Raw genomic sequence first — 13,379 nt, 5'->3', positions numbered from 1 at the left:
CTCCCCCGTTCCCCGATCCCAGGAGACCACCCGCATGTGCGGTCTGCTCGCCTACCTTTCCACGGACGCCGACCGCGTCGACGAGGCGCGCGTGGCCGGCATGCGCGGCGCCCTGCACTGCCTGCACCACCGCGGCCCCGACGACACCGCGGTGTGGTCCGACGCCAACGCCGTCCTGGCCTTCAACCGGCTGGCCCTGATCGACATCGAGGGCAGCCCCCAGCCGATGCCCTACGCGCAGGACCGCTACCGGATCCTGTTCAACGGCGAGATCTACAACTACGTCGAGCTGCGCGAGGAGCTCGCCGCGGCCGGCGCCGAGCTGCACACCCACGGCGACACCGAGACGATCGTCGCCGGGTACCACCTGTGGGGCGAGAAGGTCGTCGAGCGGCTGCGCGGCATGTTCGCCTTCGTCATCTGGGACACCCACACGAGGACGGCGTTCGGCGCCCGGGACCCGTTCGGCATCAAGCCGCTGTTCACCGCCCGGCTGGCCGACGGCGGGCTGGTCTTCAGCTCGGAGAAGAAGGCGCTGCTGGAGCTGCTCGGCAGCAGCGACGCGGCCGGCGGCGTGGACGGGGCGAGCCTGCAGCACTACCTGACGCTGCAGTACGTGCCCGAACCGGCGACGCTGCACCGCGGCATCCGGCGCATCGAGAGCGGCACCAGCTTCACCGTCGCCGACGGCGAGCTGACGACGAAGCGCTACTTCCACCCGGCGTTCCCGGTCCGGCCGGTGGCCCCCGACGAGCAGCAGGCGCTCTACGACCGGATCGCCGGGGTCCTCGACGACTCGGTGCGGGTGCACATGCGCGCCGACGTCACCGTCGGGTCGTTCCTCTCCGGCGGCATCGACTCCACGGCGATCGCCGCGCTGGCCAAGCGCTACAACCCCAAGCTGATGACCTTCACCGTCGGCTTCGAGCGGCAGGGCTTCTCGGAGATCGACGTCGCGGCCGAGTCGGCGAAGGCGATCGGGGTCGAGCACATCACCAAGGTGGTCACGCCCGAGGAGTTCGCGGACTCGATCCCCCTGGTGGTCTGGTACCTCGACGACCCGGTGGCCGACCCCGCGCTCGTGCCGCTGTACTTCGTCGCCCGCGAGGCCCGCAAGCACGTCAAGGTCGTGCTCTCCGGCGAGGGCGCCGACGAGCTGTTCGGCGGCTACAACATCTACCGCGAGCCGCTGTCGCTGGCCGCCTTCGAGAAGCTGCCGCGCGGTGTCCGGCGGGCCCTCGGCGCGCTGTCGACCAAGCTGCCCGACGGCATGCGCGGCAAGGACCTGCTGCGCCGCGGCTCCATCCCGCTCGAGCAGCGCTACTACGGCAACGCGCGGATCTTCCGCGACGACGAGCTGACCTTCCTCGAGAAGCGCGATCCCGACCTCTCCCACGTCGCCGTCACCGCCGAGCTGTACCGGCGCACCCGCGAGGCCGGCTACGACGACGTGACCGCGATGCAGTACGTCGACCTGTTCACCTGGCTGCGCGGCGACATCCTGGTCAAGGCCGACAAGATGACCATGGCCAACTCGCTGGAGCTGCGGGTGCCCTTCCTCGACCCCGAGGTGTTCGCGGTGGCCAGCACGCTGCCGGTCGACCAGCGGGTCACCAAGGAGACGACGAAGTACGCGCTGCGCCGCGCGCTGGAGCAGATCGTCCCGCCGCACGTGCTCAACCGGCGCAAGCTCGGCTTCCCGGTGCCCACCCGGCACTGGCTGGCCGAGGACCTGCACGAGTGGGCGCGGCAGATCATCGAGGAGAGCCAGACCGACGAGTGGCTCGACCGCCGGCACATCCTCTGGATGCTCGACGAGCACCGGGACAACCAGCGGGCCGGCTCCGCGGTCGACTACTCCCGCAAGCTGTGGACCCTGCTCGTGTTCATGGTCTGGCACGGCATCTTCGTCGAGGGCCGGATCAAGCCCGAGGTCCCGGAGACGGTCTACCCGGTCCGGCTGTAGCCCGCCGGGCCGCGGGGCCTGTCCGGGCGGCGACCGCGGTGCCAGGCTGCCGCCCATGGCCAGTGCGATCCAGACCCCGCCCGCCGCCCGGAGCCCGCGGCCGCAGCGCGCCGGCGCGCTGCCCGCCCCGCCGGACGCCGAGGACGTCGTGTGGCGGGAGCTGGACCGCGAGTTCCGGCGCTACGACGCCGCGGCCCGCCGCCACCGGGTCGCCTACCTGGCGATGCGTCTGGTCGCGCTGCTCGTGGGGGCCGCGGTGACCGTCCTCGCGGCGATCAGCGCCCACCCGGCGCTCACGGCGAGCCTGGCCGCGGTGGTCGTGGTGGCCGAGGGTGCCCAGCAGCTGTTCCAGCTGCACACCCGCTGGATCTCCTACCGCGCCGCGGCGGAGATCCTGCGCCGGGAGGGCTTCCGCTACGTCGCGGAGCTGCCGCCCTACGCCGAGCCGGCCCTGCGCCGCGCGCGCCTGGCCGCCGTGCTCCAGGACGTCACGTCCCGGGAGAACACCGCGTGGCTGGAGAGCATGCGCCAGGAGACCGGCGTGGGCCAGGTCCGCTGAACGCAGCAGCGCCCCGGTTCCCGCGGAGGGGAACCGGGGCGCTGTCGCGTCGGCTCAGTGGAAGCTGTCGCCGCAGGCGCAGGAGCCCTGCGCGTTCGGGTTGTCGATCGTGAAGCCCTGCTTCTCGATGGTGTCGACGAAGTCGATCACCGCGCCGCCGAGGTACGGGCCGCTCATCCGGTCGACGATGACCTCGACGCCGCCGTACTCGTAGGTCTGGTCGCCGTCGAGGAAGCGCTCGTCGAAGAAGAGCTGGTAGCGAAGACCCGAGCAGCCACCCGGCTGGACGGCGATGCGCAGCCGCAGGTCGTCGCGGCCCTCCTGGTCCAGCAGCGCCTTCACCTTGGCGGCGGCGGCCTCGCTCAGGTTGACGCTGGTGGCGTCGGGGGCCTGCGTGTCCTGCACCGTCATGTTGTGTCCTCCCACATCCGAGGTCCCGCAGCGGTCCTTCCGAGAGCGGGTAACACCGCCGCGGCGGAGCTTCTTCCCACTGTACGGCGCTCCCACGCGTTCGCCGAGGCACACGAAGGAGCGCACGTAGACTTGCCGGTCGTGAAGCTTCGCCTGCCAGGCCGCCGGTCGACCGCCGAGACGACACCGGACTCCTCGACCGACCTGACCGAGCAGTCGGTCAAGGGCTCGGGCAAGGGCCGGCCGACCCCCAAGCGCAGCGAGGCCCAGGGACGCCGTCCCGGCCCTCCCCCGCCGCCGCCGACCACCCGCAAGGAGGCCTACAAGCGGATGCGGGAGAACCAGGCGGCGAACCGGGTGAACGCCCGCGCGGCCGCCGCCCGCGGCGACGACTCCTACCTGCCCCGCCGCGACCAGGGCCCGGTCAAGCGGCTGGTGCGCAACGTGGTCGACGCCCGCCGCAACGTCGGCAGCCTGTTCCTTTTCGTGGCCGGGATCGCGGTGATCGGCACGCTGGCGCCCAACCTCGTCGTCCGCAGCTACGCGAGCTTCGTGCTGTTCGCGTTCTTCCTCGTCTTCATCGTCGACTCGGTGCTCCTGTCCCGGCGGATCAAGCGGGCCATCGCCGAGCGGCTGCCGAACGACAGCCCCAAGGGCGCGGTCTGGTACGGCATCAGCCGCTCCACGATGATCCGGCGCTGGCGCTTCCCGAAGCCGGAGGTCAAGATCGGCGCCGAATCCTGACCGGAGGCGCCTCCGCGGCGCCCGGAGCGCAGGGATAGCGTCGGAGCACGTGGAGTACAGAAGACTCGGCCGTTCCGGCCTGACCATCTCCGAGATCGCATACGGCAACTGGCTGACGCACGGCAGCCAGGTCGAGGAGGACGCGGCGCACGCCTGCGTCCGCGCCGCCCTCGATGTCGGGATCACCACCTTCGACACCGCCGACGTCTACGCCGGCACCAAGGCCGAGTCCGTGCTCGGCCGCGCCCTGGCCGGCCAGCGTCGCGAGGGCCTGGAGATCTTCACCAAGGTCTACTGGCCGACCGGCCCCGGCCCCAACGACCGCGGCCTGTCCCGCAAGCACATCATCGAGAGCTGCCACGCCTCGCTGAAGCGGCTGCAGACCGACTACGTCGACCTCTACCAGGCGCACCGCTACGACGAGACGGTGCCGCTCGAGGAGACGATGACCGCCTTCGCCGACCTCGTCCGAGCCGGCAAGGCGCTCTACATCGGGGTCTCCGAGTGGCGCGCCGAGGAGATCGCCGCGGCCGCGCAGCTCGCCCGCGAGCTGGGCATCCACCTGATCAGCAACCAGCCGCAGTACTCGATGCTGTGGCGGGTCATCGAGGCGGAGGTCGTGCCCACCTCGGAGAAGGAGGGCCTCTCCCAGATCGTCTGGTCGCCGCTGGCGCAGGGCGTGCTCACCGGCAAGTACCGGCCGGGCGAGCAGCCGGGCGCCGACACCCGCGCCGGCAACTCCACCGTGGGCGGCTCGATGCAGGGCTTCCTGACCGACGAGATCCTCACCGCGGTCCAGGGCCTGCAGCCGATCGCCGACGACCTCGGCCTGTCGATGGCCCAGCTCGCCGTCGCCTGGGTGCTGGCCAACCCGAACGTCGCGGCCGCGATCATCGGGGCCAGCCGGCCGGAGCAGGTGCACGACAACGTCAAGGCCGCCGGCGTGAAGCTCGACGACGACGTCCTCAAGCGGATCGACGAGGTCCTCGGCGACGTGGTCGAGCGCGACCCGGCCAAGACCTCCCGCGGCTGACGAAGCGGAGGAGATCCGTGCGCGTCACGCGCACGGATCTCCTCCGCTCAGGTCGCGGCCAGGCCCATCGGGCCGTAGACCTCGTTCGCCCCGTCGAAGAGCGTCACCGTGGCCACGCCGCGGGCCAGCAGCTCCCGCCAGTTCTCCCCCAGCCACGACTCGGCGTCGCCCTGGTTGTCCGAGTCGGGGATCTCGACCCCGAGCGTGGCCGGGTCGATCGCCGCGCCGGACGGGTCCTCCAGGCGCCAGTGCCAGGTCATGGACGGCGAGGCTAGCGGGCCGGCACCGCCCCCGTTGCGCGAGTGTGATCAACGCCTGGTTATCCGCGGCGCCGCGCGGGCATGCACGTGCATCGATGCGCCCATCCGAGGACCGGAGGACCCATGACCGCGCGGAGCCCCGACGGCGCACGCCCGAACGACCCGGACGCGATCAAGGCCGACATCGAGGCGACCCGCGAGCAGCTCAGCCGCACGGTCGACGAGCTCAGCCGGCGCCTCGACGTCCCCGCCCGGGCCCGGGAGCGGGCCAGGGAGGGCGCCTACCGCGCCCGGGACACCGCCGTCGAGACCTACCGCGAGAGCCCCCCGATCGTGGTCGGCGCGGCCCTGGCCCTGGTGGCGGTGACGGTCGGTCTGGTGGTGTGGCGCCGGAAGCGTTCGAGACCTTCGAGGAGGAAACGGTGAGCAAGGGAGCCAAGATCGCCTACCGGCCGATCGGCCTGATCGGCGGCATCCTGGCGGGCACCCTGTCCGGGATCGTCTTCAAGCAGATCTGGAAGCAGATCGCCGACGAGGACGAGGCGCCCAGCGCGCTGCAGAGCGAGTACTCGATGCGCGAGGTGGTCCTCGCCGCGGCCATCCAGGGCGCCATCTTCGCGGCGACCAAGGCCGCGATCGACCGCGCCGGCGCACGCGGCTTCACCAGGCTGACGGGGTCCTGGCCGGGCGACTGACCCCTGCAGCACCCCGCTTCCCGCACCGATCCGTCAGGGGGACGACATGGCCGGCACCAGCCACCGCGAGAGCGCCGTCGACCGGATCCGGGAACGGGTCGAGGAGAAGGCCGCGCGCCGGGCGGCCGCCAAGGCCGCCGCGGAGGAGGCCGCGGCCGCCCCGCGGCCGGACGCCGACCAGCCGCCGCGCGGTGCGCCGGACGAGCGGCAGCTGCCCGGCGTCACGGCCGAGAAGCCCACGCAGATCCCGCTCAAGGGCTGGAAGCAGATCGTCAAGCGGGCGTGGGCCGAGAACAAGGCCGACAACATGCCGATCATCGGCGGCGGCGTGGCCTTCTTCGGCTTCCTCGCGATCTTCCCGGCACTGATCGCCACGATCTCGCTCTACGGTCTCGTGGCCTCGCCGCAGACCGTGGCGAAAACGGTGCAGTCGCTGGCCTCCATCGGGCTGCCCAAGGAGGCGCAGACCCTGATCGAGGAGCAGCTGAAGAGCATCACCAGCAACAGCGGCGGCGCGCTCACCTTCGGGCTGATCCTGTCGATCCTGCTCGCCCTCTGGAGCGCGTCCGGCGGCGTGAGCAACCTCGTGACCGCGATCAACCTCGCCTACGACGAGGTGGAGACCCGCAACTTCGTGAAGCTGAAGCTGCTCTCCCTGGCGCTCACCCTCGGCGGCATCGTGTTCTTCCTGGTCACCATCGGTCTGCTCGCCGTCGTCCCCGCCGTGCTCGACGCGCTGCCGCTGGGCGTGGTCGGCACGATCCTCGGCCAGGTCATCCGGTGGGTGCTCCTGCTCGCGGTGATGGCGGGCGGGCTCGCCGTCGTCTACCGGGTCGCCCCCGACCGGGACGCGCCGAAGCTCCGCTGGGTGAGCCTCGGCTCGATCGTCGTCACGGTCGTCTGGGCGGTCGTCAGCCTGCTGTTCAGCCTCTACGTGAACAACTTCGGGTCCTACGACAAGACCTACGGCGCCATCGCCGGCGTCATCGTGCTGATGCTGTGGCTGTACCTGACCTGCTACCTGATCCTGCTCGGCGCGGAGATCAACGCCGAGGCCGAGCACCAGACCGCGCGGGACACCACCGAGGGGCACCCGCAGCCGATGGGCAAGCGCGACGCCACGGTCGCCGACACCCTGCCCGACCCGCCCGAGCCGACCAAGGAGTCGAAGCAGAGCGCTTAGCGGACGTGTGAGTCCACGAAGGGCGGCTTGACCACCTCGGCCGGCTGCGGGCGGCCGCGGACGTCGACGCTCACCTCGGCGCCCTCCTGCACGCCCGCCGCGGTGTCGAGCAGCGCCAGCCCGATGCCGGTCTTCAGCGTGGGCGAGAACGTGCCGCTGGTGACCTCGCCGATCCTGTTCCCCTCGCTGTCGAGCACCGCCATCCCCGGCCGCGGGATGCCCCGGCCGGTCGCCTTCAGCCCCCACAGCAGCCGCGCCGGGCGGGCCTTCTTCTCGGCCAGCAGCGCCTCACGACCCCAGAACCGCGGCTTCTTCCAGCCCACGGCCCAGCCGGCGCGGGCCTGGTTCGGCGTGATGTCCCGCGACAGCTCGTGCCCGTGCAGCGGATAGCCCATCTCGGTGCGCAGGGTGTCGCGGGCGCCCAGCCCGCACGGGCGGATGCCCTCGGCCTCGCCGGCGGCGAGCAGCGCGTCCCACAGCTCCCCCGCCCGCTCGGCCGCGACGAGCAGCTCGTAGCCGTGCTCGCCGGTGTAACCGGTCCGGCAGACGGTGACGTCGCCCGCCACGAACGACATGTACGGCAGATCGGCCGTCAGGCCCACGGCCTCGACCACCTGCGGCGAGCGAGGTCCCTGGACGGCGAGGACGGCGACCTCCTCGTGCCGGTCGGTGATCTGCACGCCGTCCGGCGCCTCGGCGGCCAGCCGCGCGAACACGTCGGCGGCGTTGGCGGCGTTCGGCACGAGCAGGACGTCGTCCGGACCGTGCAGGTAGAGGATCAGGTCGTCGACGACGCCGCCGTCCTGGGTGCAGCACAGCGTGTACTGCGCCTGCCCGGGCCCGATGCGGGACAGGTCGTTGGTGAGGCACTGGTCGACGAACGCGGCCGCGCCCGGTCCCCGGACGGTGCCGGTGCCGAGGTGGGAGACGTCGAAGAGCCCGACCGCCGTCCGGACGGCGGTGTGCTCGGCCAGCACCCCTCCCCCGGCGTACTCGATGGGCATCGACCAGCCGCTGAAGTCGGCCAGCTTGGCGCCGGCGGCGACGTGCCGGTCATGGAGGGGGGAGGTCCGCGGGCTCACGGGCCCTCACGCTAGTGCGGCCCTCCTGCAGGGGCCCGCCGCGAGCCTGCGAGCGGTGGGGGGCAGGAGGGTCCTTCTACGATCGTCGCCGTGCCGCCGACGATCTCCGCCACCGACCGCCCCCTCGAGAAGCTCTCCGCCGACGCGGTCGTCGTCGGCGTCGGCAAGGGCCCGGACGGCCCCCTGCCCACTCCCGGCAGCGAGGCGGTGGACCGGCTGCTCGGCGGCCGGCTGTTCCCCGCGCTGGCCGACCTCGGGGCCCGCGGCGCGGAGGACGAGGTGACCCGGCTGCCCACGTTCGGCCAGGGCCCGTTCCCGGTGGTCGCGGTGGTGGGCCTCGGCGCGCCCGAGAACGGCGGCGGCTACTCCGCCGAGGCGGTCCGCCGGGCCGCGGGCGCGGCGAGCCGGGCGCTGTCCGGGCGCGGCTCCGTCGTCACGCTGCTGGCCGCCGTGGGCGGCTCCCCGGACGCCGGCCGGCTGCACGCCGTCGGCGAGGGCGCCCTGCTCGGCGCCTACGAGTTCACCGAGTACAAGTCCGACCTGCCGGCCAACCGGCCGACGCCGCCGCGCGAGTTCACCGTGGTGGTGCCCGACGCCGGCGACGCGAAGGCGGCGCTGTCCCGCGTGCGCGCCGTGGCCGACGCGGTCGCGCTCGTCCGCGACCTGGTGAACACCCCGCCGAACGACCTCTACCCCGCCGAGCTGGCCGCCCGCGGCGCCGCCGCCGGCGAGAAGGCGGGGCTCGCGGTCGAGATCCTCGCCGAGAAGGAGCTCGCCGCCGGCGGCTACGGCGGGATCCTCGCCGTCGGCCAGGGCTCGACCCGCGGCCCCCGCCTGCTGCGCCTGACCTACAAGGGGAAGAAGGCGAAGAAGAAGATCGCGCTGGTCGGCAAGGGCATCACCTTCGACAGCGGCGGCCTGTCGATCAAGCCCGCGCTGAACATGCAGAACATGAAGAGCGACATGGCCGGCGCCGCCGCGGTGATCGCCACCGTCTGCCTGGTCGCCGAGCTCGGCCTGCCGGTCGAGGTCACCGCCACCGTGCCGATCGCCGAGAACCTGCCCAGCGGCAGCGCCTACCGGCCGGCCGACATCGTGACCTTCCGCAACGGCAAGAAGTCGGAGATCACCAACACCGACGCCGAGGGCCGCGTCGTCCTGGCCGACGCGATCGTCCGCGCCGCCGAGGACTCCCCGGACGCGCTGCTGGAGACCTCGACCCTCACCGGCGCCCAGCAGGTCGCGCTCGGCAACCGCACCTCCGGCGTCATGGGCTCCGACGAGCTGCGCGACGCCGTCGTCGCCGCGGGCACGCGCGTCGGCGAGGGCATGTGGCCGATGCCGCTGCCGGCGGAGCTGCGTCGCGGCATCGACTCGCCGGTCGCCGACTTCGTCAACTCCAACGCCGACCGCTTCGGCGGCATGCTCGTGGGTGGGCACTTCCTCGCGGAGTTCGTGCCCGAGGGGCTGCCCTGGGCGCACATCGACGTGGCCGGGCCGGCCTACAACGCGCAGGCGGCGTGGGGCTACACGCCCAAGGGCGGCACCGGCGTCCCCGTGCGCACCCTCCTCGCCACCATCGAGGACCTGATCGCCGACTGACCCCGGCGCTTTATCGCGATGAAGCGCGCGTGCTTGATCGCGACAAAGCTCAGTCGAGGCGGTTGTCCTTCTGGCGGCTCGACCAGTCGCGCATGCGCTGGGGGTAGCCGGTGACCTGGGCGTCGTAGACGGGGATCGCCAGCTCCTTGGACAGCCGGCGGGCGACGTCGGGACCGTCGATGCGCCGGCGGGTCCACTCCCCGTCGGCGGCGACCAGCACGATCGTCGTCTCGGTGACCGCCGTCCGCGGCTCGACGTAACCCTCCACGCCGCGGCGGGTGGCGACGAACTGCTCCAGGTGGGCGAGGTCCCCGCGGTGCGAACCCCGGTCCAGCGTGCCGCGCCGGCCGTGCCCCCCGGAACCGCGCCCGCGCAACCGGTCGAGCAGCCCCATTCCGCTCTCCTGTCGTCGCATCGTCGCGGCCCGCGCCGCGACGTTTCGCCTGGCCCCAACGGTGCGCACGGCCGCGCCGTTCCCGGAGTGGCAGGATGAGCCACGGACCCCGCCGCTGCCAGCCGTCGATGGATCGAGGAGAACCCGTGAGCGCACCGACCTCGCCGGCCGACCTCGTGATCCTCGGCGGCGGCTCGGGTGGCTACGCAGCGGCGCTGCGCGCTGCCGAGCTGGGCCTGTCGGTGGTGCTCGTCGAGAAGGACAAGGTCGGCGGCACCTGCCTGCACCGCGGCTGCATCCCGACCAAGGCGCTGCTGCACAGCGGCGAGATCGCCGACGCCGCCCGCGAGGGCGAGCACTTCGGCGTCAAGACGACGCTGGCCGGCATCGACATGGACGGCGTCAACGCCTCCAAGGACGGCGTCATCAGCCGGCTCTACAAGGGTCTGCAGGGCCTGATCAAGAGCCGGCAGATCACCTACGTCGAGGGCGAGGGACGGCTGGTCTCCCCCACCGCGGTCGCGGTGAACGGGCAGACCTACGAGGGCCGCCACGTCCTGCTGGCCACCGGCTCGTACGCGCGGAGCCTCCCGGGCATCGAGATCGACGGCACCACGATCCTCACCAGCGACCACGCGCTCAGCCTCGACCGGGTGCCCACGTCGGCGGTGGTCCTCGGCGGGGGCGTCATCGGCTGCGAGTTCGCCAGCGCCTGGAAGTCCTTCGGCGTCGACGTCACCATCGTCGAGGCGCTGCCCCACCTCGTCCCGCTGGAGGACGAGTCCTCCTCCAAGCTGCTCGAGCGGGCCTTCCGCCGCCGCGGCATCGGCTACGAGCTCGGCAGCAAGGTCACGGGCGTACGGACGACGGACGTCGGCGTCCGGGTCGAGCTGGAGAACGGCAAGAACGTCGAGGCCGAGCTCGTGCTGGTGGCCGTCGGCCGCGGGCCGGTCAGCCAGGGCCTGGGCTACGAGGAGACCGGCGTCGCGATGGACCGCGGCTTCGTCCTCGTCGACGAGTACTGCCGCACCTCCGTCCCGACCGTCTCCGCCGTCGGCGACCTCATCCCGACGCTGCAGCTGGCGCACGCCGGCTTCGCCGAGGGGATCCTCGTCGCCGAGCGGCTGGCCGGGCTGCCCGTCACGCCGATCGACTACGCCGGCGTCCCACGGATCACCTACTCCGACCCCGAGGTCGCCTCGGTGGGTCTCACCGAGGCCCAGGCCCGCGAGAAGTACGGCGACGTGACCTGCCTGACCTACGACCTCGCCGGCAACGGCCGCAGCCAGATCCTGCGCACGGCCGGCGCGGTGAAGCTGATCCGGACCGCCGACGGCCCGGTCGTCGGCGTGCACATCGTCGGCAGCCGGGTCGGCGAGCTCATCGCCGAGGCCCAGCTGATCTACAACTGGGAGGCCCTCCCCGACGAGGTCGCCGCCCTGATCCACCCGCATCCCACGCAGAGCGAGGCCTTGGGCGAGGCCCACCTCGCCCTCGCCGGCAAGCCGTTGCACGCGCACAGCTAGACCCGCACGGTCCCCAACCGCACAGCGCCAGAAGGAGCACTGCCTCGATGCCGACGTCCGTCACCATGCCCGCCCTGGGCGAGAGCGTCACCGAGGGCACGGTCACTCGCTGGCTCAAGCAAGAGGGCGAGCAGGTCGAGGTCGACGAACCCCTCCTCGAGGTCTCGACCGACAAGGTCGACACCGAGATCCCCTCGCCCGCCGCGGGCGTGCTCAGCAAGATCCTCGTCGCCGAGGACGAGACCGTCGAGGTCGGCGCCGAGCTCGCCGTCATCGGCGGGGACGGCGGCGGTGGGGGCGCGCCCCAGGCCGAGGCGGCTCCCCAGGAGGAGGCCGCCCCCGAGCCCGAGCAGCAGCCGGCGCAGGCCGAGCCGCAGGCCCAGCCCGCCGAGCAGGCGGAGGAGCAACCGGCCCCCGAGGCCGCCCCGGCGCGGTCCTCCGGTGGTTCCGGCGAGGGCACGCCCGTGACCATGCCGGCGCTCGGCGAGAGCGTCACCGAGGGCACCGTCACCCGCTGGCTCAAGGCGGTCGGCGACGAGGTCACCGCCGACGAGCCGCTGCTGGAGGTCTCCACCGACAAGGTGGACACCGAGATCCCGGCACCGGCCTCGGGCACGCTGCTCGAGATCACGGTGCAGGAGGACGAGACCGTCGAGGTCGGCGCCCAGCTGGCCGTCATCGGGACCGGCGCCGCGGCCGGCGGTGGCGGCGGTGGCGGTGGCGGCGGTGGCGGTGGCGCACCCGCGCCGTCCGCACCCCAGCAGGAGGAGCGCCCGGCGCCCGCCCCGCAGCCGGAGCCGGAGCCGGAGCCCGAACCGCAGGCGCAGGCGCAGGCGCAGCCCCAGGCTCAGCCGCAGGCGCAGGCACCCTCCCGCGCCCCCGCTCCGGCCCCCGAGGCCGCTCCGGCCGCGGAGGGCGACGGCGGCGGCACGTACGTCACGCCGCTGGTGCGCCGGCTCGCCGCCGAGCACGGCGTGGACCTCGGCAGCGTCCAGGGCTCCGGCGTCGGCGGGCGGATCCGCAAGCAGGACGTCCTCGCCGCCGCCGAGCAGGCGCAGGCGCCGGCCGCGGCGCCGGCTCCCGCGGCAGCGGGCGGCACCCGGACGCCGTCCCCGGCGGCGAGCCAGGACCCGTCGCTGCGCGGCCGCACCGAGAAGCTGTCCCGGCTGCGCACGGTCATCGCCAAGCGCATGGTGGAGTCGCTGGCGGTCAGCGCCCAGCTGACCACCGTCGTCGAGGCCGACATCACCCGGATCGCGCAGCTGCGCACCAAGGCGAAGAACGAGTTCGAGGCTCGCGAGGGCGTCAAGCTCTCCTTCCTGCCGTTCTTCGCCAAGGCCGCGATCGAGGCGCTCAAGGCCCACCCGAGCGTCAACTCCTCGATCGACCTCGAGGCCGGCACGGTCACCTACCACGACAACGAGAACCTCGGCATCGCGGTGGACACCGACCGTGGCCTGCTCGTTCCGGTCATCAAGGACGCCGGCGACCTGTCCATCGGCGGCCTCGCCCGCAAGATCGCCGACCTGGCCGAGCGCACCCGGCTGAACAAGGTGACCCCGGACGAGCTGGGCGGCGGCACCTTCACGCTGACCAACACCGGCAGCCGCGGGGCGCTGTTCGACACCCCGATCATCAACCAGCCGCAGGTCGCGATCCTGGGCACGGGCTCGGTGGTCAAGCGTCCGGTGGTCGTGCAGGACGCCGACCTCGGCGAGGTGATCGCGGTCCGGTCGATGGTCTACCTGGCCCTCACCTACGACCACCGGATCGTCGACGGCGCCGACGCCGCCCGCTTCCTCACCACCGTGCGGGAGCGGCTGGAGGCCGGTCAGTTCCAGGGCGACCTCGGGCTCGCCTAGAGGTTCACCTCGGGGCCCCGGCGGAGATCGCCGGGGCCCCGCTGCGTCCACGGGGGGCTCGG

At 72.9% G+C, this 13,379-nt stretch carries 14 protein-coding genes; 10 read left to right on the top strand and 4 right to left on the bottom strand.

The window, feature by feature from the left end; genetic code table 11:
- Nucleotides 1-34: 34 nt before the first annotated feature.
- Both asnB and AB3388_RS10880 read left to right on the top strand, forming a co-directional pair.
- Nucleotides 35-1,966, top strand: a complete 1,932-nt coding sequence (asnB, locus tag AB3388_RS10885) for an asparagine synthase (glutamine-hydrolyzing) (protein ID WP_495410787.1) — start codon at nucleotides 35-37, stop codon at nucleotides 1,964-1,966.
- Nucleotides 1,967-2,021: 55 nt separating this feature from the next.
- Nucleotides 2,022-2,525, top strand: coding sequence for a DUF4231 domain-containing protein (locus tag AB3388_RS10880; RefSeq protein WP_495410786.1), 504 nt, complete (start codon nucleotides 2,022-2,024; stop codon nucleotides 2,523-2,525).
- Nucleotides 2,526-2,579: 54 nt separating this feature from the next.
- On the opposite strand, the gene AB3388_RS10875 is transcribed toward AB3388_RS10880, so the two are convergent.
- The gene (locus AB3388_RS10875; protein WP_495410785.1) at nucleotides 2,580-2,936 is read right to left on the bottom strand and encodes a HesB/IscA family protein; all 357 of its coding nucleotides are present in this window, start codon (nucleotides 2,934-2,936) and stop codon (nucleotides 2,580-2,582) included.
- 141 nt (nucleotides 2,937-3,077) lie between these two features.
- Between AB3388_RS10875 and AB3388_RS10870 the strand changes: the two genes are divergently transcribed.
- Nucleotides 3,078-3,680: a DUF3043 domain-containing protein gene (locus tag AB3388_RS10870; protein WP_495410784.1), complete on the top strand. Its 603-nt coding sequence runs from the start codon at nucleotides 3,078-3,080 to the stop codon at nucleotides 3,678-3,680.
- Nucleotides 3,681-3,729: 49 nt separating this feature from the next.
- Entirely contained in the window at nucleotides 3,730-4,713 is a 984-nt protein-coding gene (locus AB3388_RS10865; protein WP_495410783.1) for an aldo/keto reductase family protein, read from the top strand.
- Nucleotides 4,714-4,760: 47 nt separating this feature from the next.
- Here the strand turns inward: AB3388_RS10865 and AB3388_RS10860 are convergent, their stop codons facing one another.
- Entirely contained in the window at nucleotides 4,761-4,973 is a 213-nt protein-coding gene (locus AB3388_RS10860; RefSeq protein WP_495410782.1) for a hypothetical protein, read from the bottom strand.
- 123 nt (nucleotides 4,974-5,096) lie between these two features.
- Between AB3388_RS10860 and AB3388_RS10855 the strand changes: the two genes are divergently transcribed.
- From AB3388_RS10855 to AB3388_RS10845, 3 genes are read left to right on the top strand one after another with little or no spacing between them, the layout of a single operon-like run.
- Nucleotides 5,097-5,399, top strand: coding sequence for a DUF3618 domain-containing protein (locus AB3388_RS10855; RefSeq protein ID WP_495410781.1), 303 nt, complete (start codon nucleotides 5,097-5,099; stop codon nucleotides 5,397-5,399).
- Complete coding sequence (locus AB3388_RS10850; protein ID WP_495410780.1) at nucleotides 5,396-5,668, top strand: DUF4235 domain-containing protein; 273 nt, start codon at nucleotides 5,396-5,398, stop codon at nucleotides 5,666-5,668. The genes AB3388_RS10855 and AB3388_RS10850 overlap by 4 nt, the downstream gene beginning before the upstream one ends.
- A gap of 46 nt (nucleotides 5,669-5,714) precedes the next feature.
- Nucleotides 5,715-6,851, top strand: coding sequence for a YihY/virulence factor BrkB family protein (locus AB3388_RS10845; RefSeq protein WP_495410779.1), 1,137 nt, complete (start codon nucleotides 5,715-5,717; stop codon nucleotides 6,849-6,851).
- Here AB3388_RS10845 and gcvT read toward each other — a convergent pair.
- On the bottom strand, nucleotides 6,848-7,933 hold the full coding sequence (gene gcvT / locus AB3388_RS10840; protein ID WP_495410778.1) for a glycine cleavage system aminomethyltransferase GcvT: 1,086 nt from the start codon (nucleotides 7,931-7,933) through the stop codon (nucleotides 6,848-6,850). The genes AB3388_RS10845 and gcvT overlap by 4 nt on opposite strands.
- 90 nt (nucleotides 7,934-8,023) lie before the next feature.
- On the opposite strand from gcvT, the gene AB3388_RS10835 reads away from it, so the two are divergent.
- Nucleotides 8,024-9,535, top strand: a complete 1,512-nt coding sequence (locus tag AB3388_RS10835) for a leucyl aminopeptidase (RefSeq protein ID WP_495410777.1) — start codon at nucleotides 8,024-8,026, stop codon at nucleotides 9,533-9,535.
- 49 nt (nucleotides 9,536-9,584) lie between these two features.
- On the opposite strand, the gene AB3388_RS10830 is transcribed toward AB3388_RS10835, so the two are convergent.
- Nucleotides 9,585-9,929, bottom strand: a complete 345-nt coding sequence (locus AB3388_RS10830) for an oxidoreductase (protein ID WP_495410776.1) — start codon at nucleotides 9,927-9,929, stop codon at nucleotides 9,585-9,587.
- Between the two features lie 146 nt (nucleotides 9,930-10,075).
- Between AB3388_RS10830 and lpdA the strand changes: the two genes are divergently transcribed.
- The gene (gene lpdA / locus AB3388_RS10825; RefSeq protein ID WP_495410775.1) at nucleotides 10,076-11,455 is read left to right on the top strand and encodes a dihydrolipoyl dehydrogenase; all 1,380 of its coding nucleotides are present in this window, start codon (nucleotides 10,076-10,078) and stop codon (nucleotides 11,453-11,455) included.
- A gap of 47 nt (nucleotides 11,456-11,502) precedes the next feature.
- Complete coding sequence (gene sucB, locus AB3388_RS10820; protein ID WP_495410774.1) at nucleotides 11,503-13,317, top strand: 2-oxoglutarate dehydrogenase, E2 component, dihydrolipoamide succinyltransferase; 1,815 nt, start codon at nucleotides 11,503-11,505, stop codon at nucleotides 13,315-13,317.
- The last annotated feature ends 62 nt before the right edge of the window (nucleotides 13,318-13,379 follow it).

This window comes from Geodermatophilus sp. SMS 5-13 (genome assembly GCF_059428245.1).
This window is presented reverse-complemented; position numbering and strand designations above follow the sequence as displayed.

What these genes read in the sequence shown, in the direction of transcription:
- AB3388_RS10845 (WP_495410779.1), top strand. Translation starts at nt 5,715, where the DNA reads ATGGCCGGCACCAGCCACCGCGAGAGCGCCGTCGACCGGATCCGGGAA.
- AB3388_RS10880 (WP_495410786.1), top strand. Translation starts at nt 2,022, where the DNA reads ATGGCCAGTGCGATCCAGACCCCGCCCGCCGCCCGGAGCCCGCGGCCG.
- asnB (WP_495410787.1), top strand. Translation starts at nt 35, where the DNA reads ATGTGCGGTCTGCTCGCCTACCTTTCCACGGACGCCGACCGCGTCGAC.
- AB3388_RS10860 (WP_495410782.1), bottom strand. Translation starts at nt 4,973, where the DNA reads ATGACCTGGCACTGGCGCCTGGAGGACCCGTCCGGCGCGGCGATCGAC.
- sucB (WP_495410774.1), top strand. Translation starts at nt 11,503, where the DNA reads ATGCCGACGTCCGTCACCATGCCCGCCCTGGGCGAGAGCGTCACCGAG.
- AB3388_RS10875 (WP_495410785.1), bottom strand. Translation starts at nt 2,936, where the DNA reads ATGACGGTGCAGGACACGCAGGCCCCCGACGCCACCAGCGTCAACCTG.
- AB3388_RS10830 (WP_495410776.1), bottom strand. Translation starts at nt 9,929, where the DNA reads ATGGGGCTGCTCGACCGGTTGCGCGGGCGCGGTTCCGGGGGGCACGGC.
- AB3388_RS10855 (WP_495410781.1), top strand. Translation starts at nt 5,097, where the DNA reads ATGACCGCGCGGAGCCCCGACGGCGCACGCCCGAACGACCCGGACGCG.